The following is a 23,320-nucleotide window of genomic DNA, read 5'->3' as shown; positions in this document are numbered from 1 at the left end:
GTCTCTCCGCGTTTTACAGCATGGGAACCTGGTCCGGAACCTTCAGGCCCTGGTCCTGCACAATTTTCACTTTGGCGCCGTTGCTCAGGCGTACCTGGCCGGACATGACCACTTCGTCACCCGCCTTGATGCCGGAGACCACGTGCGCATCGTTGCCCTTGCGCTCGCTGACCTTGACCACCACCTGCTCGACGCGCTTCACGCCATCCTTTTCCTTGACCAGGTAGACGTTCTCGCCATACAGGGTGAAGGTGATGGCGGTCTGCGGCAGCACGATCTGGTCCTTCTGGGCCGGCAGCAGAATGCTGGCGCGGGCAAACATGCCGGAGCGCAGCTGGCCGTCGTTGTTGGGGATGTCCGCCTGCACCTGGATCAGGCCGCTCTGGTAGTTGACGGCCGGCTCGATGGCGCTGATGTGGCCCTTGAACTGGCGATGCGGGTAGGAATCCACGTTGATCAGGATGTCCTGATTCAGGCGAATGCGGGAGATATCGGTCTGCGGCACGGTGAAGCGCAGGCGCATCACGCTGGTGTCTTCCAGCCGGACGATGTCGGTACCCGGTTGCAGGTACTGACCGAGGAAGACGTTGCGCAGGCCGACTACGCCGGCAAACGGTGCACGCACTTCGCGGCGGGCGATGGTTGATTTCAGACTCTCGATATCGGCCTCGAGGGAGCGGTAGGTCGCCTCGGTGTCGTCCAGCTGGTCGCGGGAGATGGATCCCTTGGTGAACAGGTTCTGATAGCGATCGAACTTGGCCTTGGCCGCCGGCAGCTTGGCCATGGAGGCACGCAGGTTGGCCTTCTCGACGCTGGCATCCAGGCTCAGCAGCAGCTGATCCGGCTTGACGGTATCACCCGACTCGAAGGAGATGCTGTCGATGGTGCCGGATTGCTCGGTTGACAGGGTTACCCCCTGGTTGGGTTCGATGAAACCGATGGCCTCGATGGTCGGCACCCAGTCGCGGGTCTCCACCTTGTGGGTGGTGACCGGAAACTCGGGCTCCGGCATGTTGGCCATGTAGTTGGCTATCATCTTTTGCTTGAACAGGTTGAAGCCAATCACGCTGCCGAACAGGGCCAGCGCGATGAGCAACATGATGCTCATCCACTTTTTCATGAACTCTCGCTCCTGAGATATGAGTGCAATGTTTAAGGGGTCAAAATAGCTCGCCAGCAGGCCCGGATCACGGCTTCCAGCTGGTCTTGCGTCAGTTCGAATTGGTGCACCTGGCTTTGCAGCGCCATATTTGCCACGCAATCCAGGCTCAGCACCTGCAGTACCCGGACGGGCAGGTCGATAAACAGACCCTGTTCCAGGCCCCGTTCGAAGAAGCGATCCAGCGGGGCCCAGGCAGCCTTGATGACCGGGTCCTGCTCCAGCTCTGCTCCCAGCGGGGACGTTTCATACTGCAATTTGCATTTGAGCGCGTTCGGTTCGTCGACAAAGATGGCGTGGATGTTGAGCCACAAACGCCGAAATTGTTCGAACGATACCTCCTCTGTCTGCACGCCTTCCATGACCAGGGGATGACACTGGAGGATGGTGTGCCGATAGAGTTGGCGGATCAGGTCATCCTTGTCGCTGAAATAGCGATAGATGGTGCCTGCCGCCACCCTGGCTTTCTTGGCCACCACGGCAATGGAGAGACCGTGGAAACCCTGTTCGCCGAGTACTTCATGAGCCGCATCGAAAATGCGTTCTTTCTTGTTCATGACGGGATGATCACAACGACTGAATGAACGTTCATTCATTCTAGGGGGGCTTTGAGGCAAGTCAAGTTTTGCCCATCATCGGATTGCTATGTGGGGGGAGCCAAAAGTAGCGGAGCGGGGCTGGATCCAGCCTGAATGAAACAAAAACGCTTAAAAAAAGCCAGAAACGATGGAAAAACAAGCGGTTGATTCTGTGGGATAAAAAAATAGTAGACAAGGTGGGTCCCCATCATTAATATTGCGCCCCGTTCGACAGCGTAGCGCCCGTAGCTCAGCTGGATAGAGCGCTGCCCTCCGGAGGCAGAGGTCACAGGTTCGAATCCTGTCGGGCGCACCATCAAAAGTGCGCCGGTTAAGCGGGCGAGTTGAAGAACGAAAACAGCTGTGGTGGCTGTAGCTCAGTTGGTAGAGTCCCGGATTGTGATTCCGGTTGTCGTGGGTTCGAGCCCCATCAGCCACCCCATTTTACAGCTTGTCAGGTATGCGAAGGTGGCGGAATTGGTAGACGCGCTAGCTTCAGGTGTTAGTGCCCCCCGGGTGTGAGGGTTCGAGTCCCTCTCTTCGCACCATACTTGCTGTATGACGAGGATGACCGTTCATGGTCGTCTTTGTGTTTTGAAAAGAAAGCTTTTTTTAAAGCCTCGGTGATTAGCGCAGCCCGGTAGCGCATCTGGTTTGGGACCAGAGGGTCAAAGGTTCGAATCCTTTATCACCGACCACATTCTGAAAAACCCCGCTCAGGCGGGGTTTTTTGCTTTCTGTCGTCTGCCAGCCTGTAGCCGCAGGTTTCTGTCACCTCTGTTTACATTTCTGTTGGCACTTTCTCGCTGTCGCTTCGGGTATGCTGGGACGCAGACCCACGGCAAGTGGGCGTTATTGAACACAATTCAGGCCAACATGTCATATGCACCCAAATTCTTTTCGCGTCAGTACACTGGCGCTGGTTGTCGTGGCCCTCAGCGGCTGCTCATACAAACCCAAACCCGACGAGATCCTGATGGGGGCTGCCCCCATGCAGAGTATTGCCACCTCTGCGCTGGTAACCGATGCCGGATTCTGCGTGGCCCTCAATGACCACAATCAGCTGATCACCCAGCCTTGCGACCAGACTGTTCGCCAGCAGTTCAGCTGGGATGCCGGTGCCTTGCAGCTTGACCAGCGTTGCCTGGTGGCCAAAGGGGTGAGCGAGCTGACCATGGCCGAGTGCCAGGATGAGAGCCGGCAATGGCAGTGGCAGGAAGATCGGCTGTTCAACAGCAAGGCTGACCGCTGTCTGGATGTGGCCGGCCGTCGTCACAAGCCGGGCACCCCGCTGCGGCTGGCCGACTGTTTCGGTGGGGCCAACCAGAGCTTCGCATGGCAAAACAAGGGCAGCATGTTCGACAAGCTGAACCTGAAAAGCCTCATCTGGTAGGGCGTCAGGCAACAAGAAGGGAATTTAGCGGATGCGAACCTCATGGATACGCCCGAGGCGTGTATCCATGAGGTTCAGAAGCATCAGGCGACGTTGACGCCCTGCAGGGCGAACAACTGCTCCAGATAGACGGCGACACCATCCTCGTCGGAGCTCAGGGTCTGTTCGTGATTGGCCAGCGCCAGCTTGAGCCGGTCGTGGGCATTGCCCATCACCACGCCGCGGCCGACCATGCTCAGCATCTCGAAGTCGTTCATGCCGTCGCCAAAGGCCACCGCCTGGGACATCTCCAGCCCGTGCTGCTCCAGCACGGCGCGCACGGCATTGCCCTTGTGCACCCCGGCGTGCATCACCTCGAGACAGTCCGGCAGGGAGAAGGTGACGTTGAGCCGATCACCATAACGCTGGTTCAGCTCTGCCTCGATCTGCAGCAGCTTCTCGTGCTCGCCGATGTAAAACACCTTGTTGACCTTGTCCAGCGGGTGGCTGGCGAGATCGGTCAGGCGATAGCTGAAGCCGGATTCATGATGGAATTGCAGCAGCCAGGGCATCTCCTCTTCCACCAGCCACTCGTCGCCGTAGTAGAGGTTGATATGGATGGAGGGGTCGCGCTCCAGCGCGATCAGCTCGGCCGCCACGCTGTCCGGCAGGGCCTGGTTGAAGATCAGCTGATCCTGCTTGTCGTGCACCACGGCGCCATTGGAGGTGATGAGATAGATGTCGAGCCCGAGCGTGTCGCGGATGCTGCGCACATCCACATGGTGACGGCCGGTGGCCACCACGAACTTGATCCCCTGATCCACCAGACGGTGCAGGGTATCGCGGGTGCGGGGGGAGATCTGGTGCTGCCCGTTGAGCAGGGTGCCATCGAGATCGGATACAACGACCTTATACATCATCACCTCGGGGTTACGAATGAAAGCGGGAGCAGTGTACAGCAACCGCTCCCGCGACCCCATTTATTTAGGGATACAAAAAATAACCAGCCGCTAGTAGCGTGCGAAGAAGGCTAGAGTCGCGTTGAGCGCGGCCTGGCGCTGGGGATCGGCCTCCATGAACAGCTCGTGCCAGGCCCCTTCTATGCGCAGCGGCTTGCCTCCCTCGCAGCGAGCGAGCGCACAGAAGGCGTCCTGCGCGGCGTTGTCCACCACGCCGTCGTCACCGGCCTGCAGCAGCAGCAGCGGCGTCTTGATGGCACCGGCCTCGGCCACTGCGGCGTCAGCCCCCGTCAGCCCCTGATAGATCCAGTGGGCAGTGGCGCCTCCCAGCTTGATCTGCGGGCGCTGCTCATAGAGCTCGCGAAAGGCCTGATAGCGGGCTTCGCTGTGGCTCAGACCGTTGTCGGCAAAGTCGTGGCTCTCGTACGGGCCCTGGCCCGGGCCATAGGGAGGCTCACCCAGCCAGCCGCCGACCGTGCCGATGGTGGCCGCCAGCCCCTTGGCCAGCCACTTGGGCAGGCCGCCGAGATTGATGCCCATCATGGGGGAGGAGAGCACGGCCGCCTCGATATCATCGGGCCAGCGCTCCAGATAGCGGGCCGAGATGGCGCCGCCCATGGAGTGGGCCAGCAGAAACAGCTTGGCGGGCTGGTCCTGGGCGATCACCTCGTCATGAAACTGCTTGAGATCGAGCACATAATCGTCGAACTGGTCGACATATCCCTTCTCCTGGTCGGCCAGCAGCCGATCGGACAAGCCCTGGCCGCGGTGATCGATGAGGTAGAGGCTGTAGCCCTGACGCCACAGATCCCAGGCCAGCTCCTGATACTTGAGGTAGCTTTCGACCCGGCCGTTGACGATGAGGATGGCGCGATCGACCTTGGCCTGGCGCAGGGCGGCATAGCGGATGGTGACCCCGTCCTTGCCCTTGAAGGCGCTCTCGACGGCGTGCCGGCGCCAGAAGTCGGGCAGGGTCTGCTGATGAAGGGTGGCGACGTCGGCTTCCGGCGTCAGCTGATAGGGATTGTTCACGGCGAGGGCTCCGGCAGAAAACAGGGTCAGGGCCAGCAGGGGCAGGTGGTTAAGCTTCATCAGCGTACTCTTCCGAAGGATCATCCGATTGCTGGGCGGCCCATCCTTTGCGCGTCAGCTGCATCTGCTGCCACCACTGCTCGTCCGCCTGGATTTCGCCGGCCGGGCCGAGCTGGGGGTAGGGCATCTCTTTCTCTTTGCAGAGCTGGGCATAGATGGGGTAGCCCCCCTCGAACAGTATGCTGTTCTGCTCCTCCAGGTCGAGCGGGCAGCCGCGCTGGTAGCAGCCGGCCAGTTCGCGCTGGCGCTGGGCCTCATAGAGGATGGCGGCGGCGGCCACCGAGACGTTGAGGGACTGCACCATGCCCACCATGGGGATGACGATATGGTGATCGGCCAGGGCCAGCGCCTCTTCGCCGATGCCGTGCTTCTCCTGACCCACCAGGATGGCGGTGGGCTTGGTGTAGTCGATGGCGCGAAAATCCACCGAGCTGTCGGAGAGGTGGGTCGCCAGGATCTGCATGCCGGAGGCTTTCAGCTCGGCCACTGCGCTGCCGATGTCCGGGTGCAGCTTCACGTCCACCCAGTTCTGGCTGCCGCGAGCGGTACCCTTGCGCTTGTGGATCCAGGTTTTGGGCCAGACCGCGTGCACCCGATGGATGCCGATGGCATCGGCGGTGCGCACGATGGCGGCTAGGTTGTGCGGCTTGTGGACCTCTTCCATGCAGACGGTCAGATCGAGCTGGCGCTGGGCCAGCATGTCGGTGATGCGCTTGAAGCGTTCAGGAGTCATATCGGTTTCTATGTCGTGAGGTGTGTGCACGCATCGCTTGCATGCACAGGATCAAGTCGGGCTGGCGCCGGGCCAGCCTGTCGTAAATTCGTTTGACGCGTTCCGCGGTCATGCCGGTTCTGCCGAAGCCGGGCTTGTCCACTCGCCAAGGCGAACGGGTGTGCCTGCGGCGGTGGGCCAAGCTTGTCTCTTGAAAAGCAGCAGGCGGCTTGCGCCGCCTGTGGTCAGTTTTTCTGTCGGCTCACCTTGAGCACGTTCGGCATCACCCGGATCTTGCGCATGATGTTGGCAAGGTGGATCCGGCTCTTGGTGGTGATGAGCAGGGTGACCAGATAGACCCGGCCATCCTTCTCCTCGGTGCTGATGGCGTGAATGTTGGCGCCGGTGGCGGCAATCACGTTGGCCAGCTCCGCCAGGGCACCCTGGTGGTTGACGATCTCGATGCTGATGCCGGTGCGGAACTCCTGTTCCTGCTCCTTGTCCACTTCCCACTGTACCGGCAGGTACTTGTCCGGCTCCTTGCTGTAGCCCTTGATGTTGCGGCAGGCTTCCTGGTGGATAACCAGGCCCTTGCCCGGGCTGATGTGGGCGATGATGGCGTCCCCCGGGATCGGGCGGCAGCAGTTGGCAAAGGTGACCAGCATGCCGTCAGCCCCCTTGATCGGCATCTTCTTGCTGCTGGACTTGGGTTGCTCTTCCGGCGGCAGCTCATCTCCCAGCATACGGCGCGCCACCATCACGCTCATGGCATTGCCAAGGCCCACGTCGGCCAACAGGCCCTGCAGGTTCTCGTGTTTGGTGTCGGCCAGCACCTGCTTGATGCGCGGTTCCGGGATGTCTTCGATGTTTTTGGCGCCGAGCGCATGGTTGAGCAGGCGGCGACCCAGCACCACCGACTCTTCGGTACGCAGGTTCTTGAGGAACTGGCGGATCTTGGAGCGGGCCTTGGTGGTCACCACAAAGTTGAGCCAGGCCGCGTTGGGGCGAGCCCCCGGTGCCGTGATGATCTCCACCGTCTGGCCGGAGTGCAGCGGGCTGCTCAGCGGATAGGGGTGGCGATCGACCCGCGAACCGACGCAGGCGTGGCCGATGTCGGTGTGCACCGTGTAGGCGAAGTCCACAGGGGTGGCCCCGGCGGGCAACTCCATGATGCGCCCTTCCGGCGTGAACACGTAGATCTCATCGGGGAAGAGGTCGGTCTTGACCCCTTCGATAAATTCAAAGGAGCTGCCGGCACTCTGCTGCAGCTCGAGCAGGCTCTGCATCCAGCGCTGGGCGCGGATCTGGGCGGTGGTACCCGAGCTGTCGCCATCCTGCTTGTAGGCCCAGTGGGCGGCGACGCCCTTATCGGCCATCTGATCCATGAATTCGGTGCGGATCTGCACCTCCACCGGTACCCCGTGCGGCCCCACCAGGGAGGTGTGTAGCGACTGGTAGCCGTTGGTCTTGGGAATGGCGATGTAATCCTTGAAGCGGCCGGGGCGGGGCTTGTAGAGACTATGCATCTGGCCCAGCACCCGGTAACAGGTATCTATGTCCTTCACCCTCACACGAAAGGCGTAGATATCCATTACCTCATGAAATTGCAGCTCTTTTTTCTCCATCTTGTTGTAGATGGAGAACAGGTTCTTCTCACGGCCGCTGACCTGGGATTCGATGCCTGCCTCGCGCAGCCGGCCTTCAATCTCGCTCTGGATGGAGTCGATGATTTCGCGGCGATTGCCGCGGGCGCGGCGCACCGATTCGCGCAACACACGCGAGCGCATGGGGTAGAGCGCCTCGAAGCCCAGCTCTTCCAGCTCGTTCTTCATGGTGTGAATACCGAGGCGGTTGGCGATGGGGGCGAAGATTTCGAGGGTTTCCCGGGCGATGCGGCGGCGTTTGTCCGGTCGCAGGGAGCCCAGGGTGCGCATGTTGTGGGTGCGGTCGGCCAGCTTGATCAGAATGACCCGGATATCCTGGGTCATGGCCATCACCATCTTGCGGAAGTTCTCGGCCTGGGCCTCCTTGCGATCGCGAAACTTCAGCTTGTCGAGCTTGGAGACGCCCGCTACCAGCTCGGCGACGGCATCGCCAAACAGTTCGGCCAGATCGGCCTTGGTGACAGGGGTATCTTCGATGACGTCGTGCAGCACGGCGGCCATCAGGGTTTCATGATCGAGGCGCATGTCGCCGAGAATGCGGGCAACGGCAACCGGGTGGGTGATATAGGGCTCGCCGCTGGAACGCATCTGTCCCTGGTGAGCATCACGGGCCACCACATAGGCTTGCCTGAGCTTCTCCACCTGCTCGGGTGGCAGGTAGGAACTGGCTATTTCTTTAAGATTTTCAAATAAATACAAGACAGTCCCCGCAGCGGTGAAACGGCAATCCGTGGATATAGAGGGTATAGTCCTGAGTTTGCGAGGTTTTCGAGCGGTTGTAAATGGGGGAGAACAGTCGGCACCCGGGCGGGCGCCGACTATAAGAAATAACTGACTTAACCGCGGCCTTCGGCGATGGCAGCAACGGCAGCCAGCTCGGCGGCTTCCTGCTCTTGCTGCTCGTAACGGTCCTGGGTGTCCATCACCTGGTTGTTCACCAGACCCAGTTCGATCTCGCGCAGGGCGATCACGGTCGGCTTGTCGTTCTCTTCGTCAACCAGGGGATCTTTGCCTTGAACCGCGATTTGGCGGGCGCGGCGGGCGGCGACCAGCACCAGGTCAAAACGGTTACCTACCTGTTTTACAGCATCTTCTACAGTAACGCGTGCCATGCAGGACTCCAGTGTTTGGGCTTTCTCGGTTTAAAAAAGCGGTGTTTAAAAATGACGCAAAAGTTTACTTGTTTTTGGCCTATTCTGCCAGTAGCTGTTGCAGCAAGTTTTGTTGGGCCTGCTGCTGCTGGCGCAATTCCAGCCGTTGGCACTCGATGACGGCCCTCAGCTGGAACAGTGCCTGCTCAAAGTCTTCGTTGATGATGACATAGTCATACTCGTCATAGTGCACCATTTCGGCAATGGCTTTCTCCATCCGGCCCTTGATCACCTCGGCACTGTCCTGGCCGCGGCCGATCAGGCGACGCTCCAGCTCTTCGCGGCTGGGCGGCAGGATGAAGATGGACTTGGTCGGCATCTGTTCACGGATCTGGCGGGCGCCCTGCCAGTCGATATCGAGGAACACGTCGATCCCCTGCGCCAGGCAGGCTTCGATGGCGGCGCGGGAGGTGCCGTAGTAGTTGCCGAACACCTCGGCCCACTCCAGAAAGTCGCCGCGCTCGATCAGCGCCTTGAACTCTTCCACCTTGACGAAGTGGTAGTGCACCCCGTGCTCTTCACCGGGACGGGTGGCGCGGGTGGTGTGGGAAACCGACAGCTGCATCTTGCCTGCGCTGTTGTGCTGGGTCAGCAAGGCATTGAGCAGGCTGGATTTACCCGCTCCGCTCGGGGAGGAGATGATATAGAGAGTGCCTTGTTGCGCCATGTCTGTACCTTTAAGCGAGACCGTGTTTTGGTTGTAGCAGAGGCCGCCGTCTTGTGCCCGAAAGGGAGACAGCCAAATCCGAAACGCGGAAAATTCTTGAATTGAGAGGGATGTAAAGGCGGCGAATTTTAACAGAAGGTGGCGGATAAAAAAACGGCCGGAATCATATTCCAGCCGATCAAAGTATTCGTAGCTTGCTGCGGGAGCGTCACCCACATCAGCCGCCATTCTGCCTGTCACTGTGCGGGTGGGCCAGCAGATTATCCCTGCTTCACTGCTCGGAAATTCCGAGTTGCTGTCCGGCGGGCAGCTGACGATCGGCGCAGAGGCGGTCGAAGGCGGCGATGACCCGCTCGCGGGTTATCTTGCTCATGGCGTCCGGATCCTTGAGGCGGGTGCGCCAGCCGAGCTCGGCCAGCGGTTTGCCGGTCTCCTGCTCGACCAGCTCCTGATAGACGCTGACCGCGTAGTCACGGCACAGATAGGGGCCGGTCCGGTCCGGGTTGTGGTGGGCATAGAGGCCGAGCACCGGCGTACCCACCAGGGTCGCCATGTGGGTGGGGCCGGTATCGGGGGCCAGCACCAGGCTGGCTTCCTTGATCAGCGCCAGCAACTGCTTGAGGTTGGTCTGCCCCACCAGATCCACCGGCTTGCTGTGGCTCAGTTGCTGAATGTCGGCGGCCAGATCCCGCTCCAGTTTGGCCGGCCCGCCACACAGATAGACCTGAAAACCCTTGTCTGTGGCGTGATCCGCCAGCGCGGCATAGCCGGCGGCAGTCCAGTTCTTGAATGCCTTGCTGGCGGCGGCGCAGATGAGCAGGGTCGGCTTGCCGTCAATCTTCTCTTTCGCCCAGGCCTGGTGTTCGGTGCTGATGGGCAGTTGCCAGTCCGGGGTCAGATCCTTTATCCCGAGCTCTTTGGCAAAGGCGAGAAAGCCGTCCAGCACGTGGGGCGAGGCGGGGGATGGCACCCTGTGGTTGGTGAACAGCCACTGGCCGTCGCTGGCCCGCTCCCGATCAAACCCCAGTTTGACCTTGGTCTTGATGCCGAGGGTGGCGATGCTGGCCCGCATGGCCGCCTGCAGGTGCAGCAGGGCATCGAATTGGCGTCCCTTGAGGGTCTGCCAGAGCTCGCGGTAGCCGCGCCAGCCCTTGCTTTTGTCGAAGGCGATCACTTCGACCCCGGGCAGATCGGCAAAAAGCGTCGCTTCAATCTTGCCGGTGATCCAGGTGATACGGGTCGTCGGCCAGGCCCGCTGGATGACGCGCACCAGCGCCAGCGCGTGGCAGCAGTCGCCGATGGCGGAGAGCCGCAGGATGCAGATGGAGGAGGGCGGCGTTTGGAACAGCGGCATGATGTGGCGCAATGGTGGCAAAATGGATGGATGGCATTATGCAAACTCCCCCGTGGATTGTAAAATTGCGCACGACCGGCAGCCGGTGCCCCTGACAAAGCCCGTGTTGCCGTTGCCTGCCCTTGCCTTGTGTAGCCATGACTGACCGACCGGAATCGCCAAAAATGCAAATTCAGACCGAACACAACCAGATCTGCTGGTACGCCGAAGGGGCGTTTCGCGACCCTTCTCCCGAGCTGTTTGATCCGGCCTGGTGGCAGACACATCGCCAGGTGGTAGGGTCTTCCATCGGCCGCGGAGTGACCTGGTTCGTCAAGGATGAATCCCGCCATCTGGTGCTGCGTCACTACTATCGCGGTGGCATGGTGGGCAAGATGGTGCGGGATCGCTTCTGGTTCGAAGGGGTTGAATCGAGCCGTGCCATGGCCGAATACACGCTGCTGGCCAAGTTGAGCGCCCAGGGATTGCCGGTGCCGCGCCCGTTTGCCGCCCGGATGGCCAAGCAGGGCCCCTTCTATCGGGCCGACATCCTGATCGAGCGCATCCGTGGCGCCAAGGATCTGGTGGCCCTGCTCAAGCAGGGGCCGATCGCCGGCGAGGTGTGGCACAAGGTGGGTCAGACGGTGCGCCGGTTGCACGACGCAGGTGTCTATCACGCCGATCTCAACAGCCACAACCTGCTGCTCGACAAGGAGGGCAAGGTGTGGGTGATCGACTTCGACAAGGGGGCCATCCGCTCTCCCGGCAACTGGCAGCAGGCTAACCTGGAACGGTTGCTGCGCTCCTTCAACAAGGAGTCCCAGTTGCATACCAGTTTCCATTTCGTACCGGAGAACTGGCAGGCCCTGATGAACGGCTATCAAGGAAAAGCGAGCTGACCCTGTTGCTCGGCGCGAGAGCCAATGTTACTTATTGAGAAGGTCTTCAGATTCGGTGTCGAGGCGCTCGATGGACATGCTCAAGGCTCCCCACAGGGAGGCAATTACCCGGTTTGATCTGGCGCTGATGGCGGATGCCATCGCCTTGCTGGAGGCAGGGCTCTGGAGCTGGAGCCCGCAGCAGGGCGTGCAGCGGGATCTCTCCTGTCTGCGGCTGCTGGGATTGAACGAAGCCGGTCTGGACGATCTCGGCTGGCTGGAGCGGGTGCACCCCGATGACGTGGGAAGCCTGCAGGAGGCGCTGACCGCCTGCCAGAGCGGGCGGGTGGCCCAGATCCGGCTCGAATACCGCATCCTGCATCACGACGGCCACTATGTTCGGTTGGAGGAGCGGGCCCGGCGCGATGTTCACGGCCAGGTGCTGGGGGTGGTGCGTCTGCTCGACTCACAGACACTGCTGGTGGAGGAGCGGCACGGTACCGATCCCCTCACCGGGCTGGAGAGCCGTAGCCACTTCGAGCTGTTGCTCGATGAGCGGCTGGCCAGCGAGAGCGGCAGCTTCAGCCTGCTGCAATTCAGCGTCGACCACAGGGCCAAGATCCAGCAGCTGTTCGGCGAGGTGGCCTGCGATGCCATGCTGGCCAAGCTGGCCCGTATCGTGCGTCACGAACTGCGGCGGGAAGACCCCTTCGCCCGCTGGGACGAAGACGGCTTCATCCTGATGCTCTCCCAGACCGATCGGTTGAGCGGCCTCGAGATTGCCGAGCGGCTGCGCCTCGAGATCGCCGATGCCAGCCTGCTGCCGCAGCGACCGGTGACCGTCAGCATCGGCCTGGTGCAGAGCCAGGCCGGCGAGCAGATCGATCACCTGCTGGCCCGGCTGGCTACCTGCCACGGTCAGGCCAGACGGGAGCACAACACCGTCGTTGGCTGATTTTTAGTCAGCGCTCACTTACCCCATGACGCTGGCATACCCAGAGGGAGGCCAGCATCAGCAGGCCGCCCAGGGTGAGCCTGAGCAGGTCGGTATCCTTGCCCCACAGCAGCAGATTGACCAGCAGACCTGCCGGGATCAGGGCGTTGTTCATGATGGCCAGCACACCGCTGCTGACCTGGGTCGCCCCCTTGTTCCACAGGAAGTAGCCAAGCCCGGAAGCGCCTATCCCCAGCCACAACAGAATGCCCCACTGCAGGGTACTGGTGGGGTATTGCGGCGTGCCCAGCAGCAGCCAGGCGGGCAGGGCCACGACCAGGGCGCCCAGATAGAAGCAACCGAACACGGCGAGCTGGGGGGGCTGTTCCTTCTCCCGCGCCAGCAATACCTTGTAGCCGACCTGGCCGATGGCGAAGCAAATGTTGGCACCCTGCACCACCAGGAAACCCAGTACGTAGCTCTCGGTCAGCCCGTCGAAGCGGATGACGGCCGCCCCCAGCACTGCCAGCAAAGCTCCCCACAGATAGGTGGGCTTGAAGCGCCGCTCCAGCAGGTCATGGATCAGGGTGACGTAGATGGGGGTGAAGATGGTGAACACCAGCACTTCCGGCACCGTCAGCAGCAGGAAGGAGTGGTAATAGAACAGATACATGATGCCGAGCTGGGTAGCGCCGAGGGCCATCAGCTTGGCCACCAGGTCGGGCCGCAACCAGCGCCGTCTGAGAAAAGGCAGAAATACCAGGCTGGCGAGCACGATGCGGGTCAGTACCGAGAAGTAGGCATCCACCTGACCGGCGAGGTAGACCCCGATCAGGCTGAAGGAGAATGACCAGAGCAGGGTAACCCCTATCAAGTAGTTCATGTGGTTGATTTGTCGTCAGTTGTCAATTTTGAAGGGGGCTATGATGGCCGAGATGGAAGCCTTGATCCAGCGTTTATGGCGCCAGTTGCCACAGATCGGAGCATTTGCCTTTACCGCGAGCAACGGGGAAGGCTCCGCCACCGACTGGTGTGGCAGTGGTGAGGGGGAAGTGACGGTGACCGATCATCAGGGTGGCTGGCTGTTTGCCGAGCAGGGCCGTTACACCACGCCCCATGGCCGGGTGCTGACCATGCACAACCGCTTCTGGTGGCAGCGTGGCGAGCAGGGGATCCGGCTCTCCCACCTGCGCTACGAGCAGCCGGTGGTGCTGTTCGAGTTGCTGCCGCAGGCGGATGGTCGCTGGCTCACCGCTGAGCCCCACCTGTGCGGCCAGGATCACTACAGCGCCGAGCTGACGCCGATCGGGGACGGCTTTCTGCTTGGCTGGCAGATCACCGGCCCGCGCAAGAACGAGCGGTTGAGTTATCGCTATCGGGTGTGATGTGCAAGGAGCTTGGCGTCTGCGCTGGCAGGGAAAGACAGGCATAAAAAAACCGGCGCAAAGCGCCGGTAGAAGGGACAAATCGGAGGTTTTTTTGAAAAACGGTCCCAAAAACAGGAGAGATACACTCTCGTCACACATTCAGAGACGGATGTCAGGCACTCAGCGCATAGCTCAGCATGGCTTGCAGCTTGCTGTCGAAGAACCAGGGCAGCAATACCATCAGCAGTCCGAGCAGACCCATCAGCCGCTGGCGATACTGCCAGCCGGCGATCACCACCAGGCCGCCGCAGAGCGTGGTCAGGATGCCTGACATAGGGCAGCCTCCCGCTGGACGCGGCGCTGCTGAGCCCACTGGTTGAGGGCGACCGAGCCCAGGATCAGGGCCAGTGCCACGCCGGTGGTGGACTGGATCTGTTCGCCGAGGAACAGGGCACCCAGCATGACGCCGAACAGCGGCACCAGGTAGTTGCTGAAGGAGGCGAAGGTCGGGCCCGCCTTCTGGATCAGCGCCATGTAGAGGAAGTAGACCAGACCGGTACAGAACACCCCGAGCACCGTGACGGCGCCGATGGCATACTGGCTCGGCATGGTGAGCGCGCTCAGATCGGTGACGAACGGCGCGGCCAGCAGCAGCTGGATGGCCGAAGAGATCAGGATGTTGCGGGCCACGACCACCGGGTGGTCCTTGGCGAAGCGCTTGATCATCAGCAGGCCGATGGCGAAGCAGCTGGCACCGAACAGGATGGCCATGGCGCCGAGCAGGCCGGCATTCATGCCGCTGGCCAGTTTCGGCCAGAACAGCACCAGCACGCCGACGAAGCCGATGACCACGGAGACGAGACCGCCCTTGGTGATTTTTTCACCGGAAACCAACAAGGGTGCCATCAGGATGGTGACAAACGGGATACAACCCATTACCACGGCGGCGATGGCGCTATCCACATACTGTTGACCCCAGGCCACCATGATGAAAGGCAGGGTGGCATCGAGCAGGGCGATCAGCATATAGGTACGCCACGGGGTGTGCTCGCTCTTGAGACGCATGAACAGGCAGAGCAGACCCAGGGTCAGGCTGCCACACAAGGCGCGACCCGCTGCCACCATGATGGGGGGCAATTCGGTCACGGCCTGATGCATGAAAATGAACTGGGAGCCCCACAACAGGCCAATCGCCAGCAACAACAGATAGCTACGCATTTTAATCTCCGATGTAATTCGCCTGCGCATTCTATGCAATCTGCTACTATGCCAAAAATGAATTGTCGTCATCCAACCATGGCCAATATCGATGGAACTGCCCCTTTCCCGCCTCGACCTCAACCTGCTCACCGTGTTCGACATGCTGATGCAGGAGCGCAACGTCACCCGTGCCGCCGAGCGGCTGCACCTCTCCCAGTCCACCGTCAGTCATGCGCTGGGGAGGCTGCGAATGGCGCTGGACGACCCCCTGTTCGTGATGAGCCGGCGCGAGATGATGCCGACCGAGCGCGCCAAGGCGCTGGCCAGCCCGGTGCGCCAGGCGCTGGCCATGCTGGAGCAGGGGTTGCGGCAGGCCAAGGGGTTTGACCCTGCCAGTGCGCGGCGGATCTTTCGCATCGCCACTCCGGGCTCGGTGGAACATGGCCTGGTGCCGGCGCTGGTGGAGCGGCTGCACCGGCATGCCCCGCACTGCCGGCTGGAGGTGTGCGAGCTGGCCGACAGCGACTACGAGCGGGAGCTGGAGAAGGGGGAGCTGGATCTGGTGATCGGCTTCGCCGATGCCAATCACCTCTCGCCCCGGCTGTGGCGCGAGCCCTGGTTCAACAACCCGCTGGTCTGTCTGTCGCCCCTTGGCAGCGAACTGCCGGACGTGTTGGGGCCGGACGATCTGGTCAGCCGGCCCCACATCCACACCTCCAGCTGGGGCCACAGTCAAGCCATGGTGGATCTCTGGCTGGCCCGTTTCGGGGTGGAGCGTGAACTGGGTGTCCGATTACCGAGCTTTATGGCGGTGCCGCCGCTGATGGCCACCGGCCGCTATCTGGTGGTGGTGCCCGAGATGATCGGGCGCCACTTCTGCCGCTACTATCCGCTGCGGCTGCACCAGCTGGACCCCGACATCCCCATTGTCTATTTGATGGCGGGCCACCCGCTCACCGCCCATGACGAGGCGATCGGCTGGTTCAAGGGGTTGTTGCATCGGCTGGCGTTCGAGCGCTACGGCGCGGATGCGCTCGGCAGCCCGGCACAGCGCGGGGCGGATCAGTTCAATCCGGCGAAGTAGTCGAGCCCCATCGCCCCCTTCACCTCGGCCAGCACCTCGTCGGTCAGGGCGCGCGCCTGCTCGGTGCCCTGCTGCAACAGGCGCAGCAGCTGACGCTTGTCGGCGATGGCTGCCTCGCGCCGTTCCCGCATCGGGGCGAGCAGGGTCTGCAGGCAGTCGTGCAGCACCTGCTTGCAGCGCATGTCCCCCAGTCCGCCGCGCTGGTAGTGGGCCTTCATCTCGGCTACCAGTGCCTTGTCGGGGTGGAAGGCATCCAGATAGGCGAACACCGTATTGCCCTCCACCTGACCCGGATCGCTCACCTTGAGGTGGCTGGGGTCGGTATACATGGCGAACACTGCCTGCTTGCTCTCCTCCGCCGACATGCCGAGCTCTATGGTGTTGCCGAGGGACTTGGACATCTTGGCCTTGCCGTCGATGCCGGGCAGGCGGCCGGTGTCGCTCAGAATGGGCTGGCACTCGGTCAGCACCTCTTTGCCAACCAGGGTATTGAAGCGGCGCACTATCTCGTTGGTCTGCTCCAGCATCGGCAGCTGATCTTCACCCACCGGCACATGGGTGGCACGAAAGGCGGTGATGTCGGCGGCCTGGCTGACCGGGTAGATCAGGAAGCCGGCCGGCAGGCTGCGCTCGAACCCTTTCTGCTGGATCTCCGCCTTGACGGTGGGGTTGCGCTCCAGCCGGGCGACGCTGACCAGGTTGAGGTAATAGGTGGTGAGCTCGGCGAGGGCGGGCAGGGCGCTCTGCAGGCAGAAGGTGGTCTTGGCCGGGTCGAGGCCGGCGGCCAGGTAGTCGGCCATCACCTCCAGCACGTGGTCGGTCACCTTGGCCGGGTTGTGGCCGTTGTCGGTCAGCGCCTGCAGATCGGCGATCATCACGAACTGGCGGTAATGGTGCTGGGCGGCCACGCGCTGGCGCAGGGAGCCGACGTAGTGGCCGATGTGCAGTTTGCCGGTGGGGCGATCGCCGGTCAGGATAACGGGGTTGTGCATGTCACTCTCTCCAGTTGGGTGAGCCGGGAGGCGACAAAGGGATGAAAACAATGACCGCCTCTCGGCGGTCACGGTGTTTTCTTTGGGAAATTTTACATAGAAAAGCAGTGCCGCCTGTTTAAGAGCAGTACCACCAGTAGTTGTGATTGAATGAGGTCATATTCATGGAAAATCAAACTACGCCTGTTTGATCACTTCTGCAAGGGGACGACCAGCAGATCGCAGGGCACGGTATTCATCAGCTGGCGCGCGCTCGAAGTGAGCAGGCTCCAGAAGCTCTGGCGATGGCCGCACACCAGCAGATCGATCTGGTAATCCCTGACTGCCTGGTTGACCCGCTCGCTCAAATCACCGCAGATCACCAGCTTCTTCTCGATGGGGTAGTCCACCGAGGCCAGGAAGGCTTCCAGCTTCTCTTTCGCTTCGGCGATCACCTGATCCTGCACGTTGTCGATGTCGATATCGATCATCTCGGTGTAGAGATCCTTGAGGTCCACATCGACATGGATCACCGACAGCTTGGCGCCGTTGGAGCGGGCCCGGTCGACCGCCTTCTCGATCACCTTGCGGTTGTCTTCCGACAGGTCGATCGCGGCCAGTATGTGTTTGTAATAGGTTCCATTCATGGGAGTTCTCCTCACTGATCCTGAGTCCACTATACCAATGTCTGCTGAAACTAAAATGGTGTCCCCGGCACAGTTTTGGGATTTAAACGAGTTTCTTATGGAGCTTGTCACCGACGACAGCCAATAAACTGGCTATAAATCGAACAGGAGTTTGAAGCAGGTCACACCCGCCGGCTTGCCCGCAGCCGGCGACAGGCATAGGATGTGCCCGTGCTTCGCAATGAACACAAAACAACAAAAAGCATCTGAATACCGCTTTGGGGAGCCTCGCGCTCCCTTTTGTTTTTCTGCCGCCTTCCCGCCGATATTCCGCCCGACATCAAGGTAATCCCGCCTCGCTTGGTTATGCTGTAGCCAGTTCCATTGGCAGACCGTCGCCGGCCATTGAACACCGGATCCCGGTTGGATACGGGCCGGTCTGCACTGTCATTTCGCGTATCGTATTGATTCCTTGGAGACTCCTTGATGATCATTCACCCACAGATCCAGGGCTGCGTCGCCCGCAATTGTCATCCCATCGGCTGCCGTGCCGCCGTGCTGCAGCAGATCGAGCGGATCCGGGCGGCAGGCCCGTTCAACGGGCCGAAACGGGTGCTGGTGCTGGGCGCTTCGTCCGGCTTCGGGCTGGCGTCGCGCATTGCCCTGACCTTCGGAGCCGGGGCCGACACCGTCGGCGTGTCGTTCGAGCGGGGCCCCTCCGACAAGGGGCCGGGCAGCGCCGGTTGGTACAACAACATCTGGTTTCGCAAGGAGGCGGAGCAGGCCGGCCGCATCGCCATCAATCTGATCGGGGATGCCTTCTCCACTGGGATGCGCCAGCAGGCCATCGACACCATCCGCCAGCAGCTGGGGCAGGTGGATCTGGTGATCTACTCGCTGGCGAGCGGCATCCGGGTGTTGTCTGACGGCACGCAGGTGCGCTCCGTGCTCAAGACCACCGGCCAGCCATTCAGCGGCTGGGGGCTGGATCTGGAACAGGACACCCTGGTGCAGCAGTCGCTGGATCCGGCCACCCCGGAGGAGATCCGCGACACCGTCAGCGTGATGGGCGGCGAGGATTGGCAGCTCTGGCTGCAGGCACTGCAGCAGGCGGATTGCCTCGCGCCCGGCGCGCAGACCGTGGCCTACTCCTATATCGGCCCCGAATCGACCTATCCCCTTTATCGGGACGGCACCATCGGGTATGCCAAGGAGCATCTGCACGCCACCGCCGAGACCATCAACCTGCAGCTGGCGGAGATTGGCGGCCACGCCTGGGTGTCGGTCTGCAAGGCGCTGGTGACCAAGGCGAGCGCCTATATTCCGGTGTTGCCGGTCTATCTGGGCCTGCTGATGGGGGTGATGAAGGAGCGCGGCGTGCACGAGGGCTGCATCGAGCAGATGCAGCGGCTGTTCGCCACCAAGATGTACGGCCCGCAAGGGGTGGTGGCCGACGGCAACCGGCTGATCCGGATGGATGACCACGAACTCGACCCGGCCATTCAGGCCGCCGTCTCGGCGCTCTGGTCCAAGGTGACGCCGGACAACTTCCACGCGCTGGGAGATTTTGCCGGGCTGCGCCAGGACTTCATGCAGCTCAACGGCTTCGAGCTGCCGGGCGTCGACTACGGCGCGCCGGTGGATCTGGCCTCGCTGACCGAGCTGCTGCCCTGAGCCAGGGGGCTGAAGTCAGGCCACGCTGCTGGCCAGGGCCTCCGGCTGCTCCGGGTTGTTTGGCTCCGCGGCCAGGATGGTCTGGTTGCGGCCCTGGCGCTTGGCCTGATACATGGCCATGTCGGCCCGATGGATGAGCTGGCCCAACCCGTCATCGGCGGCCGAGCGGCCGGCTACCCCGATGCTGATGGTCATGCGGGGTTTGTCGATCTGGCCGATGCGCTGGCGTAGCTGCTCTGCCAGATACCAGCAATCCGCCGCCGGCAGCGGCACCGCTACCAGAAACTCCTCGCCGCCCCAGCGCCCGACCAGTTGCAGGTCGGGCGCCCAGGATCTCAGCTCCCGCGCCAGCCGCTGAATGGCCCTGTCTCCCGCCTGATGACCGTGACGGTCGTTGATCTGCTTGAAGTGATCTATGTCGATGATCAGCAGGGTGAGCGGGCCCTCTTGCTGCCACTGGGTGGCCAGCCGTTCCAGCAGGGCGCGGCGATTGGGCAGCTCGGTGAGCTGATCGAAGGTGGCCAGCTTGTAGAGGTGGCGCGAGCTGCGGTGCAGCCGGTGGGTGGTGACGCCCAGCAGCAGCAGGGCACTGGCCAGCAGGCCAACCAGCGCCAGCTGGTAGTGGCGGGCACTCTGCTGATGCAGCAACTGCTGACGCTTGTTCTCGTTCTCCTGCTGCAGCACCCGGTTGCTGGCCTCGCTGCGGGCCAGATCCATCTCGGCCTGGAAGGCGGCGGCATGCTGGCTCAGGGTCTGGTTGAAGTGCTGCTTGTAGTCGTTCACGTATTCATTGAGCGCCTGATAGGCCTCGGGGTAGCGCCCCTGATCCGCCAGCAGGCTGGCCTGCAAGGCCTTGCTGCCGGCACCGGCAGGCCCCTGGCTGGTCAGCAGTTGCAGCGCCAGCTGCTTCTCGCCGCTGTCCTGCAGTGCCCTGGCCCGGGTCTCCAGCAGGCGCACCCCGGCTTCCGGGTAGCCCAGTTGTTGATAGAGCGCCTGCGCCTCGTCCAGGGTGCGCAGGGCGCCGGCCCAGTCGTGCTGGGCGTTGAGCGCCATGGCCTGATAGCCGAGGATGATGGCGCGGTAATCTGGCGCCAGCGCCGGGTTGGCCAGCAGATTGTCCAGCAGCCGTCTGGCCTGGGCGGGGCGATCGGTATCGATATAGAGCCGCGCCATGTTGGCCCGGATGATGGTCTGGCTGTTGGGTTCGTCCAGCTGCACCATGCGCTGCAGCGCCTCCAGGTAATAGCTTTCGGCCTCCCGCGCCAGATTGAGGTCGGCATAGAGGTTGCCGAGGGTCATCAGCAGGCGGGCGCACTGCAGGCTGGCGATGGTGGAGTTTGGTATCGTCTGCTTGAGGCGAAAGGCGGTCTTGAGCTCGGCGATCGCTGCACTGAGCTGCTGGGTGCGATAGAGTGCGAGCCCGTTCAGGGCGTGCCACTCGGAGGTCTGCTGCGGATGACCGGCGACGGCGGGTTTGAGCTGCTCCAGCAGGGTGAGCGCCTGATCCGGCGCTTCGGTATCCAGGGTGAGGGCGATCTGCTGCAAGCGGAAGTCGAGCAGGCGCAGGGTCTCCTGCTGGGCACTGGCCAGCCCGCGGGCACGGGCGTTGTCGAGCAGGGCTTGCGGATAGCGCCCCAGCGCGGCCTGGGCCAGGGCTCTGGCGTAAAACTGCTCCATGTCCTGCTGCGGGTTGGCGTCGAGGCGTTGCAGATAGCCGACGGGATCGCGCGCCGCCTGCAGTTCAGCCTCTTTCAGCAAGGAGGGAGTGGCCTGCAGCTGGGTCATCCAGAGCAGCGCCAGTGCCATTATGAATCTCATTGAATCCTTTCCCCGACCACTGGCGCCATCATAATGGCTGAATCCACCTACACCATGTTTCTTTGCTTCTCTATAACCGTATGGGGGATAGGATGAGGCGAAAAGCTGTCACAACTGAGAGCTCGGGCAGCGGTATCTGGTTGCTTCATAACGAAACTGTGGCGACAATCGTGACCAAATCACAGTGGAGAATCATCATGTTGGCCAAAGCCATGATCGAGAAGTTGAACGAGCAGATTAATCTTGAATTCTATTCCTCCAACCTCTACCTGCAGATGAGCGCCTGGTGCGAGGACAAGGGCTTCGAGGGGGCGGCCAACTTCCTGCGCCAGCACGCCGTCGAGGAGCGTCAGCACATGGAGCGCCTGTTCACCTACGTGAGCGAGACCGGTGCCATGCCGCTGCTGGGTGCCATCGATGCCCCTCCCCACGAGTTCAAGTCGCTGGGTGACATCTTCCGCACCACCCTCGAGCACGAATACCACATCACCAAGTGCATCAACGGCCTGGCCCACGTGGCGTTCACCACCCAGGACTACTCCACCTTCAACTTCCTGCAGTGGTACGTGGCCGAGCAGCACGAAGAGGAGAAGCTGTTCAAGAGCATCGTCGACCGCCTGTCGCTGGTGGGTGAAGACGGCAAGGGCCTCTACTTCATCGACAAGGAGCTGGCCGAGCTGGCCAAGGGCGCCCCTGCCAGCATCATGGATGGCAACGCCTGATAGTCGTGGACACTTAGTGTTCAGCCAGTACAATGACGGCCCCTCTTAACAGGGGCCGTTTTCTATTGCGGCAGCCATGAAACCGCGGTGCTGGTTTTTGCCGGATACAATGACGGTCTTCGTATAAAGGGGCCGTTTTTCTTTTGATGAGTGAGTGATGATGAAGCAGTTTGATGTGGTGGTGATCGGCGCCGGGGCGGCCGGATTGATGTGTGCGGCCCAGGCCGGTTATCGGGGCCGCTCCGTGCTGGTGCTCGACAACGCCAAGAAGCCGGGCCGCAAGATCCTCATCAGCGGCGGCGGCCGCTGCAACTTCACCAACCATCAGGCCGGTCCCCACGCCTTCCTGTCGGCCAACCCCCACTTCTGCAAGTCGGCGCTGGCGCGCTACACCCAGCAGGATTTCATCGATCTGGTGGACCGGCACGGCCTGAGCTATCACGAGAAGACCCTGGGCCAGCTGTTCTGTGACGAGAGCGCCAAGGAGATCGTCGATATCCTGCTGACCGAGTGTGACTGGGCCGGCGTGACCCTGCAGTTCCAGACCGAGATCCTCACCGTCAGCAAGAGTGACGAGGGTTTCGTGCTGACCACCAGTCAGGGTGAGATCAGCTGCCACTCGCTGGTGGTGGCCACCGGCGGCCTCTCCATGCCGAAACTAGGTGCCACCCCCTACGGTTTCAAGCTGGCGGAGCAGTTCGGCCTCAAGGTGCTGCCGACCCGCGCCGGACTGGTGCCCTTCACCCTGCATCAGGCCGAGAAAGAGGCCTTCGCCGATCTGGCCGGGGTCAGCCTGCCGGTGGCGGTGACCGCCGAGGATGGCACCTGTTTCAAGGAGGCCATGCTGTTCACCCATCGCGGCCTCTCGGGCCCTGCCATCCTGCAGATCTCCTCCTTCTGGCTGGCGGGGGAGAAGATCCACATCAACCTGCTGCCGGAGCTCGAGATCGCCGCCACCCTCAGGGAGTGGGCCCAGGCTCATCCGGCTCAGGAGCTGAAGACCGTGCTGGGGCGTGAGCTGCCCAAGCGCTTCGTCGACAAGTTGGTGGAGCTGGGCCAGCTGGTCAGCAAGCCGATGCGCCAGTACAACGAGCGGGAGCTGGAGGCGGTAGCCACCCTGCTGGGGGATTGGCAGATCCTGCCCAACGGCACCGAGGGTTATCGCACCGCCGAAGTGACCTTAGGGGGGGTGGATACCAACGAGCTCTCCTCCAAGACCATGGAGGCGCGCAAGGTGGCCGGTCTCTACTTCATCGGCGAGGTGGTGGACGTGACCGGCTGGCTCGGTGGCTACAACTTCCAGTGGGCCTGGTCTTCCGGTTGGGTAGCCGGCCAGTACTGCTGATGGAAGCTGCTTCT

General features: G+C 61.9%; 23 protein-coding genes and 4 tRNA genes. 12 read left to right on the top strand and 15 right to left on the bottom strand.

The features are described 5' to 3' along the window. Positions 1 to 13 precede the first annotated feature (13 nt). Together E5E96_RS07180 and E5E96_RS07175 are read right to left on the bottom strand one after the other, a co-directional pair. On the bottom strand, positions 14 to 1,120 hold the full coding sequence (locus E5E96_RS07180; RefSeq protein WP_011704066.1) for an efflux RND transporter periplasmic adaptor subunit: 1,107 nt from the start codon (positions 1,118 to 1,120) through the stop codon (positions 14 to 16). Between the two features lie 32 nt (positions 1,121 to 1,152). Beyond that, entirely contained in the window at positions 1,153 to 1,716 is a 564-nt protein-coding gene (locus tag E5E96_RS07175) for a TetR/AcrR family transcriptional regulator (RefSeq protein ID WP_016348886.1), read from the bottom strand. Between the two features lie 260 nt (positions 1,717 to 1,976). Between E5E96_RS07175 and E5E96_RS07170 the strand changes: the two genes are divergently transcribed. From E5E96_RS07170 to E5E96_RS07150, 5 genes are all read left to right on the top strand, one after another. Continuing rightward, a tRNA-Arg gene (locus E5E96_RS07170) sits at positions 1,977 to 2,053 on the top strand. A gap of 50 nt (positions 2,054 to 2,103) precedes the next feature. After that, positions 2,104 to 2,179 (top strand) — tRNA-His (locus E5E96_RS07165). Between the two features lie 20 nt (positions 2,180 to 2,199). Further along, positions 2,200 to 2,285, top strand: a tRNA-Leu gene (locus tag E5E96_RS07160). A gap of 73 nt (positions 2,286 to 2,358) precedes the next feature. Continuing rightward, a tRNA-Pro gene (locus E5E96_RS07155) sits at positions 2,359 to 2,435 on the top strand. 185 nt (positions 2,436 to 2,620) lie between these two features. Continuing rightward, positions 2,621 to 3,130 carry an RICIN domain-containing protein gene (locus E5E96_RS07150; RefSeq protein ID WP_101150428.1) on the top strand — a complete coding sequence of 170 codons (510 nt, stop codon included), beginning with the start codon at positions 2,621 to 2,623 and terminating at the stop codon, positions 3,128 to 3,130. Positions 3,131 to 3,213: 83 nt separating this feature from the next. Here the strand turns inward: E5E96_RS07150 and E5E96_RS07145 are convergent, their stop codons facing one another. The 7 genes from E5E96_RS07145 to E5E96_RS07115 form a co-directional block, all read right to left on the bottom strand. Then, positions 3,214 to 4,026, bottom strand: coding sequence for a Cof-type HAD-IIB family hydrolase (locus E5E96_RS07145; RefSeq protein WP_029305093.1), 813 nt, complete (start codon positions 4,024 to 4,026; stop codon positions 3,214 to 3,216). A gap of 93 nt (positions 4,027 to 4,119) precedes the next feature. Then, a complete protein-coding gene (locus E5E96_RS07140; protein WP_171281829.1) occupies positions 4,120 to 5,160 on the bottom strand; it encodes an alpha/beta fold hydrolase in 1,041 nt (346 codons plus the stop codon). Beyond that, positions 5,150 to 5,893: a tRNA (guanosine(18)-2'-O)-methyltransferase TrmH gene (gene trmH, locus E5E96_RS07135; RefSeq protein ID WP_171281828.1), complete on the bottom strand. Its 744-nt coding sequence runs from the start codon at positions 5,891 to 5,893 to the stop codon at positions 5,150 to 5,152. The genes E5E96_RS07140 and trmH overlap by 11 nt, the downstream gene beginning before the upstream one ends. A gap of 224 nt (positions 5,894 to 6,117) precedes the next feature. After that, positions 6,118 to 8,235, bottom strand: a complete 2,118-nt coding sequence (gene spoT / locus E5E96_RS07130) for a bifunctional GTP diphosphokinase/guanosine-3',5'-bis pyrophosphate 3'-pyrophosphohydrolase (protein ID WP_011704079.1) — start codon at positions 8,233 to 8,235, stop codon at positions 6,118 to 6,120. Positions 8,236 to 8,372: 137 nt separating this feature from the next. Continuing rightward, positions 8,373 to 8,648: a DNA-directed RNA polymerase subunit omega gene (gene rpoZ / locus E5E96_RS07125; RefSeq protein WP_005307060.1), complete on the bottom strand. Its 276-nt coding sequence runs from the start codon at positions 8,646 to 8,648 to the stop codon at positions 8,373 to 8,375. A gap of 79 nt (positions 8,649 to 8,727) precedes the next feature. Continuing rightward, the gene (gmk, locus tag E5E96_RS07120; protein ID WP_016348898.1) at positions 8,728 to 9,354 is read right to left on the bottom strand and encodes a guanylate kinase; all 627 of its coding nucleotides are present in this window, start codon (positions 9,352 to 9,354) and stop codon (positions 8,728 to 8,730) included. Between the two features lie 271 nt (positions 9,355 to 9,625). Continuing rightward, positions 9,626 to 10,708 (bottom strand): glycosyltransferase family 9 protein, encoded by a 1,083-nt coding sequence (locus E5E96_RS07115; protein WP_171281827.1) that lies wholly within the window; start codon positions 10,706 to 10,708, stop codon positions 9,626 to 9,628. A gap of 164 nt (positions 10,709 to 10,872) precedes the next feature. On the opposite strand from E5E96_RS07115, the gene E5E96_RS07110 reads away from it, so the two are divergent. Together E5E96_RS07110 and E5E96_RS07105 are read left to right on the top strand one after the other, a co-directional pair. Next, positions 10,873 to 11,586, top strand: a complete 714-nt coding sequence (locus E5E96_RS07110; RefSeq protein ID WP_171281826.1) for a 3-deoxy-D-manno-octulosonic acid kinase — start codon at positions 10,873 to 10,875, stop codon at positions 11,584 to 11,586. A gap of 70 nt (positions 11,587 to 11,656) precedes the next feature. Further along, positions 11,657 to 12,520, top strand: a complete 864-nt coding sequence (locus E5E96_RS07105; RefSeq protein WP_043126152.1) for a sensor domain-containing diguanylate cyclase — start codon at positions 11,657 to 11,659, stop codon at positions 12,518 to 12,520. Positions 12,521 to 12,527: 7 nt separating this feature from the next. Here the strand turns inward: E5E96_RS07105 and E5E96_RS07100 are convergent, their stop codons facing one another. Next, positions 12,528 to 13,382 carry a carboxylate/amino acid/amine transporter gene (locus E5E96_RS07100; RefSeq protein WP_011704084.1) on the bottom strand — a complete coding sequence of 285 codons (855 nt, stop codon included), beginning with the start codon at positions 13,380 to 13,382 and terminating at the stop codon, positions 12,528 to 12,530. A 43-nt stretch (positions 13,383 to 13,425) separates the two neighbouring features. Here E5E96_RS07100 and E5E96_RS07095 point away from each other — a divergent pair, with 43 nt between their 5' ends. Next, positions 13,426 to 13,884, top strand: a complete 459-nt coding sequence (locus E5E96_RS07095) for a DUF6314 family protein (RefSeq protein ID WP_171281825.1) — start codon at positions 13,426 to 13,428, stop codon at positions 13,882 to 13,884. A 154-nt stretch (positions 13,885 to 14,038) separates the two neighbouring features. On the opposite strand, the gene E5E96_RS07090 is transcribed toward E5E96_RS07095, so the two are convergent. Then, positions 14,039 to 14,200: a hypothetical protein gene (locus E5E96_RS07090; protein WP_016348904.1), complete on the bottom strand. Its 162-nt coding sequence runs from the start codon at positions 14,198 to 14,200 to the stop codon at positions 14,039 to 14,041. Then, positions 14,185 to 15,084, bottom strand: coding sequence for a DMT family transporter (locus tag E5E96_RS07085; RefSeq protein WP_171281824.1), 900 nt, complete (start codon positions 15,082 to 15,084; stop codon positions 14,185 to 14,187). Before E5E96_RS07085 ends, E5E96_RS07090 begins: the two co-directional genes overlap by 16 nt. A gap of 91 nt (positions 15,085 to 15,175) precedes the next feature. Here E5E96_RS07085 and E5E96_RS07080 point away from each other — a divergent pair, with 91 nt between their 5' ends. Next, positions 15,176 to 16,150 carry a LysR family transcriptional regulator gene (locus tag E5E96_RS07080; RefSeq protein ID WP_171281823.1) on the top strand — a complete coding sequence of 325 codons (975 nt, stop codon included), beginning with the start codon at positions 15,176 to 15,178 and terminating at the stop codon, positions 16,148 to 16,150. Here the strand turns inward: E5E96_RS07080 and trpS are convergent. Further along, entirely contained in the window at positions 16,129 to 17,142 is a 1,014-nt protein-coding gene (gene trpS, locus E5E96_RS07075) for a tryptophan--tRNA ligase (RefSeq protein ID WP_171281822.1), read from the bottom strand. The two genes, E5E96_RS07080 and trpS, sit on opposite strands and share 22 nt — an antisense overlap. A 191-nt stretch (positions 17,143 to 17,333) precedes the next feature. Further along, entirely contained in the window at positions 17,334 to 17,768 is a 435-nt protein-coding gene (locus E5E96_RS07070) for a universal stress protein (protein WP_010635648.1), read from the bottom strand. 465 nt (positions 17,769 to 18,233) lie between these two features. Between E5E96_RS07070 and fabV the strand changes: the two genes are divergently transcribed. Next, the gene (gene fabV, locus E5E96_RS07065; RefSeq protein ID WP_171281821.1) at positions 18,234 to 19,421 is read left to right on the top strand and encodes an enoyl-ACP reductase FabV; all 1,188 of its coding nucleotides are present in this window, start codon (positions 18,234 to 18,236) and stop codon (positions 19,419 to 19,421) included. Between the two features lie 15 nt (positions 19,422 to 19,436). Here the strand turns inward: fabV and E5E96_RS07060 are convergent, their stop codons facing one another. Further along, a complete protein-coding gene (locus tag E5E96_RS07060) occupies positions 19,437 to 21,227 on the bottom strand; it encodes a GGDEF domain-containing protein (RefSeq protein ID WP_171283212.1) in 1,791 nt (596 codons plus the stop codon). A gap of 209 nt (positions 21,228 to 21,436) precedes the next feature. Here E5E96_RS07060 and ftnA point away from each other — a divergent pair, with 209 nt between their 5' ends. Together ftnA and E5E96_RS07050 are read left to right on the top strand one after the other, a co-directional pair. Further along, positions 21,437 to 21,961: a non-heme ferritin gene (ftnA, locus tag E5E96_RS07055; RefSeq protein WP_016348910.1), complete on the top strand. Its 525-nt coding sequence runs from the start codon at positions 21,437 to 21,439 to the stop codon at positions 21,959 to 21,961. A gap of 160 nt (positions 21,962 to 22,121) precedes the next feature. Further along, positions 22,122 to 23,306, top strand: a complete 1,185-nt coding sequence (locus tag E5E96_RS07050; RefSeq protein ID WP_171283211.1) for an NAD(P)/FAD-dependent oxidoreductase — start codon at positions 22,122 to 22,124, stop codon at positions 23,304 to 23,306. Positions 23,307 to 23,320 lie beyond the last annotated feature (14 nt).

This window comes from Aeromonas sp. 1805 (genome assembly GCF_013085525.1).
Classification (GTDB): domain Bacteria; phylum Pseudomonadota; class Gammaproteobacteria; order Enterobacterales; family Aeromonadaceae; genus Aeromonas; species Aeromonas hydrophila.
The sequence above is the reverse complement of the archived record's forward strand: the minus strand, read 5'-3'. Positions and strand labels throughout refer to the sequence as shown.

Bases quoted from the DNA above. Each gene is read 5' to 3' on its own strand.
- E5E96_RS07180 (WP_011704066.1), bottom strand. From the start codon at position 1,120: ATGAAAAAGTGGATGAGCATCATGTTGCTCATCGCGCTGGCCCTGTTC.
- E5E96_RS07175 (WP_016348886.1), bottom strand. From the start codon at position 1,716: ATGAACAAGAAAGAACGCATTTTCGATGCGGCTCATGAAGTACTCGGC.
- E5E96_RS07150 (WP_101150428.1), top strand. From the start codon at position 2,621: ATGCACCCAAATTCTTTTCGCGTCAGTACACTGGCGCTGGTTGTCGTG.
- E5E96_RS07145 (WP_029305093.1), bottom strand. From the start codon at position 4,026: ATGTATAAGGTCGTTGTATCCGATCTCGATGGCACCCTGCTCAACGGG.
- E5E96_RS07140 (WP_171281829.1), bottom strand. From the start codon at position 5,160: ATGAAGCTTAACCACCTGCCCCTGCTGGCCCTGACCCTGTTTTCTGCC.
- trmH (WP_171281828.1), bottom strand. From the start codon at position 5,893: ATGACTCCTGAACGCTTCAAGCGCATCACCGACATGCTGGCCCAGCGC.
- rpoZ (WP_005307060.1), bottom strand. From the start codon at position 8,648: ATGGCACGCGTTACTGTAGAAGATGCTGTAAAACAGGTAGGTAACCGT.
- gmk (WP_016348898.1), bottom strand. From the start codon at position 9,354: ATGGCGCAACAAGGCACTCTCTATATCATCTCCTCCCCGAGCGGAGCG.
- E5E96_RS07115 (WP_171281827.1), bottom strand. From the start codon at position 10,708: ATGCCGCTGTTCCAAACGCCGCCCTCCTCCATCTGCATCCTGCGGCTC.
- E5E96_RS07110 (WP_171281826.1), top strand. From the start codon at position 10,873: ATGCAAATTCAGACCGAACACAACCAGATCTGCTGGTACGCCGAAGGG.
- E5E96_RS07105 (WP_043126152.1), top strand. From the start codon at position 11,657: ATGGACATGCTCAAGGCTCCCCACAGGGAGGCAATTACCCGGTTTGAT.
- E5E96_RS07100 (WP_011704084.1), bottom strand. From the start codon at position 13,382: ATGAACTACTTGATAGGGGTTACCCTGCTCTGGTCATTCTCCTTCAGC.
- E5E96_RS07095 (WP_171281825.1), top strand. From the start codon at position 13,426: ATGGCCGAGATGGAAGCCTTGATCCAGCGTTTATGGCGCCAGTTGCCA.
- E5E96_RS07090 (WP_016348904.1), bottom strand. From the start codon at position 14,200: ATGTCAGGCATCCTGACCACGCTCTGCGGCGGCCTGGTGGTGATCGCC.
- E5E96_RS07085 (WP_171281824.1), bottom strand. From the start codon at position 15,084: ATGCGTAGCTATCTGTTGTTGCTGGCGATTGGCCTGTTGTGGGGCTCC.
- E5E96_RS07080 (WP_171281823.1), top strand. From the start codon at position 15,176: ATGGAACTGCCCCTTTCCCGCCTCGACCTCAACCTGCTCACCGTGTTC.
- trpS (WP_171281822.1), bottom strand. From the start codon at position 17,142: ATGCACAACCCCGTTATCCTGACCGGCGATCGCCCCACCGGCAAACTG.
- E5E96_RS07070 (WP_010635648.1), bottom strand. From the start codon at position 17,768: ATGAATGGAACCTATTACAAACACATACTGGCCGCGATCGACCTGTCG.
- fabV (WP_171281821.1), top strand. From the start codon at position 18,234: ATGATCATTCACCCACAGATCCAGGGCTGCGTCGCCCGCAATTGTCAT.
- E5E96_RS07060 (WP_171283212.1), bottom strand. From the start codon at position 21,227: ATGGCACTGGCGCTGCTCTGGATGACCCAGCTGCAGGCCACTCCCTCC.
- ftnA (WP_016348910.1), top strand. From the start codon at position 21,437: ATGTTGGCCAAAGCCATGATCGAGAAGTTGAACGAGCAGATTAATCTT.
- E5E96_RS07050 (WP_171283211.1), top strand. From the start codon at position 22,122: ATGAAGCAGTTTGATGTGGTGGTGATCGGCGCCGGGGCGGCCGGATTG.